Annotated in this window: 4 protein-coding genes; 1 reads left to right on the forward strand and 3 read right to left on the reverse strand. The window is 62.2% G+C overall.

Annotated elements, in window-relative coordinates; genetic code table 11:
* Nucleotides 1–118: 118 nt before the first annotated feature.
* Nucleotides 119–529 carry a hypothetical protein gene (locus VIG90_RS01875; RefSeq protein ID WP_331591726.1) on the reverse strand — a complete coding sequence of 137 codons (411 nt, stop codon included), beginning with the start codon at nucleotides 527–529 and terminating at the stop codon, nucleotides 119–121.
* A gap of 265 nt (nucleotides 530–794) precedes the next feature.
* Entirely contained in the window at nucleotides 795–1,172 is a 378-nt protein-coding gene (locus VIG90_RS01880) for a c-type cytochrome (RefSeq protein WP_331591727.1), read from the reverse strand.
* Between the two features lie 184 nt (nucleotides 1,173–1,356).
* Between VIG90_RS01880 and VIG90_RS01885 the strand changes: the two genes are divergently transcribed.
* A complete protein-coding gene (locus VIG90_RS01885; RefSeq protein ID WP_331591728.1) occupies nucleotides 1,357–1,644 on the forward strand; it encodes a DUF2293 domain-containing protein in 288 nt (95 codons plus the stop codon).
* A 19-nt stretch (nucleotides 1,645–1,663) separates the two neighbouring features.
* Here VIG90_RS01885 and VIG90_RS01890 read toward each other — a convergent pair whose 3' ends face one another.
* Nucleotides 1,664–2,185: a hypothetical protein gene (locus VIG90_RS01890; RefSeq protein ID WP_331591730.1), complete on the reverse strand. Its 522-nt coding sequence runs from the start codon at nucleotides 2,183–2,185 to the stop codon at nucleotides 1,664–1,666.
* Nucleotides 2,186–2,341 lie beyond the last annotated feature (156 nt).

Raw genomic sequence — 2,341 nt, forward strand, 5'->3', positions numbered from 1 at the left:
AACCGCTTCGACGGGTAAGCCTCACCTTTCGGGCACCAACAGCCCGCAAACACGAAAGCCCCGGCAGCAATGCCGGGGCTTTTCGTTTACAGTAACCGGGCTCCGGTTCTGCGATTAATCATTGCCGGATGGCCGCCGTTCCATGTCGGCAAAGAGGCGATCCATCTTGCCAGACAGCTCCGAAATCTGACGCGAGTTCTGCTCGATCAAACGGGCATTCTGGTGCGATACCGTAATGGCTTTTGTCCAGCTGCTGTTGTCGCGCACGCACGTGCTCTGCATTGTCGTTGGAATAGCTCCGGAAAGTGAAAATCAGGCCCAGCGAGACCGCAAAACCGCCCGCAATCGTCCCTACCAGCGTCCATGTCGTCGGCAGTGCCTCGATCTTGGCCGCCAGCCCGCGCACTTCAGCACGCAGATCGGCGATGCTGGCCTGCAGGTCGGAGCGAACTCCGTCGACCTTCACATCGACGTATTCCTTGGCGGAAATCACTCCGCCGCCTCCGCCGCTGGCCTCCTGCGCCGCCATCCTGAACCGTCCCTCCTCCTGCTCGCGTTACCGGTCAGGCAATCGCTCCAGTGCGCCAGCCATTGCAAACGTCCCTGCCCGTTCCGGGTCTTGTCCTCATGCGGCTGCACACCATCCGACCCCCAACCTCAGCCACACCTTGAATTTGGTCTTTTTCCAGAGTGTCGGCTACGCCCTCATGGTCGAACATCTCTGTGCTGAAACGCATGAGCCCCGGCATTGCTGCCGGGGCTCATCGGTACGTCCAAAGCTGATTCGCGCCGCATCAGTCCTCGGTCGGATTGGTCTTGAGGTAGGCAATCAGATTGGCCCGATCCTCGGCCTTCGGCACGCGGAACATCATGCTCGTGCCCTTCACCACCGCCGTCGGATTGGCGAGGTAGGCATCCAGCGTTTTTTCATCCCACGTGATGTCCGCAGCCGCCATGGCCTTGCTGTACTTGAAGTCCTGCTTGCCGGCTTTCTTGCCGAACACACCGGCAAGGCTCGGCCCCATCATGTTCTCGCCCGGTGCCAGCGAGTGGCAGGTGGAGCAACGCTTGTAAACCTTGGCACCTGCAACGGCGTCACCCTCGGCGGCGGCGGGGGTTGCGAAGGCGGCCAGCGCCGCCACGGTACCAATCAGGGAAATGCGGGTCAGCAAAGCAACGCCTCCATCCTTGTCTCTGGCGCAGGTCCCAGTCAGGCCGCGCACGCATTCGTTGGTTCGCCAACCTAACGAAAGTGTCAGAGCCCGCCAAGCCACGTCACGACAGCCTTTGAACGGTTCAGCTTTTCCCGTGCAGCATCCGGCGGCTAGACTGCATTACTCTTCAGCGGAGGAACCTATGGCGGCGGGTGCAAGACAAGTGTGGGCGGCGCAGATCCGCGCCCGGTTCCCCTCCTGTCCCGGCTATTACCGAGACGAGATCGCCGAGCGGCTGGCCGCCCGCACCGTGCCGCCCGGCCTGGAGCGGCAGGCCATCGAGGAGATGGCGCGCTCCGTCATTCGCCACCAGCTGACGGACTACGACGACCTGCTTTCCGAGCACACCCTCAGCCGCGAGGAGGCCCGGCAGATTGTCGAGCCTGAGGTCGAGGAATGGTTCGCAGAATGGGAAAGCCGCCCGCGCTGACCACCTCTCTTGAGAACCCTCAGGCGTCAACCCGGCCGGTCTGCAGCGAGACCATGCTGCTCTCCAGCAGCTCCCGGGCTTCCGGCGTCAACCGGTGCCCAGCCAGGTAGCTGATGGCCAGCGCCTCCAGCATCATCGACTGACGGCAATGGCCCACGAAGTCGCTCACCAGGCCCCACGGCATGCTCTGCGTGGCCTCCAGTGCGTTAGCCAACCGGCGGCATCCGTGGATCATAGCGGAGTGGCCGGCACGAACGGTGTCCAGCAACGCCCTGGCAACCGCCGGTGCGCCCTCGCCCGCCAGGCGCTCGTCAAGCCACTGCTCCTCGTTGCGGGCATGGGGAATGAGAGTGGTGTCCAGCAGGTCCCGCAGCTGGATCGAAAGCTGGAATGTACTTTCGATCGCATCAAGCAGGTCCGAGCACATCTGCTCAAGCTGGCTATGGTCAGCCACCAGACGCATCAGGTCCAGCTCGCTGATCACATGCCATTTCCGGCTGGTGCGCCGAGACGGCACCGTGCCCGTTTCATTCGTCGTCATGACCACTTACCCTGAAAGGAGTGCGGGGTCGGACCAGGACCGCCCCGTTCTTTTCCTGCATCTTCTCTCAAGCAAGTGGTCCGTCATTGATCCTAATCAAAGACGACGATGGATCCCCCCCATAGTGTGAAATTGTCTGTCCCGGCAAAGCCCAAG

This window comes from Pedomonas sp., assembly GCF_036515995.1.
Classification (GTDB): Bacteria; Pseudomonadota; Alphaproteobacteria; order Sphingomonadales; family Sphingomonadaceae; genus Pedomonas.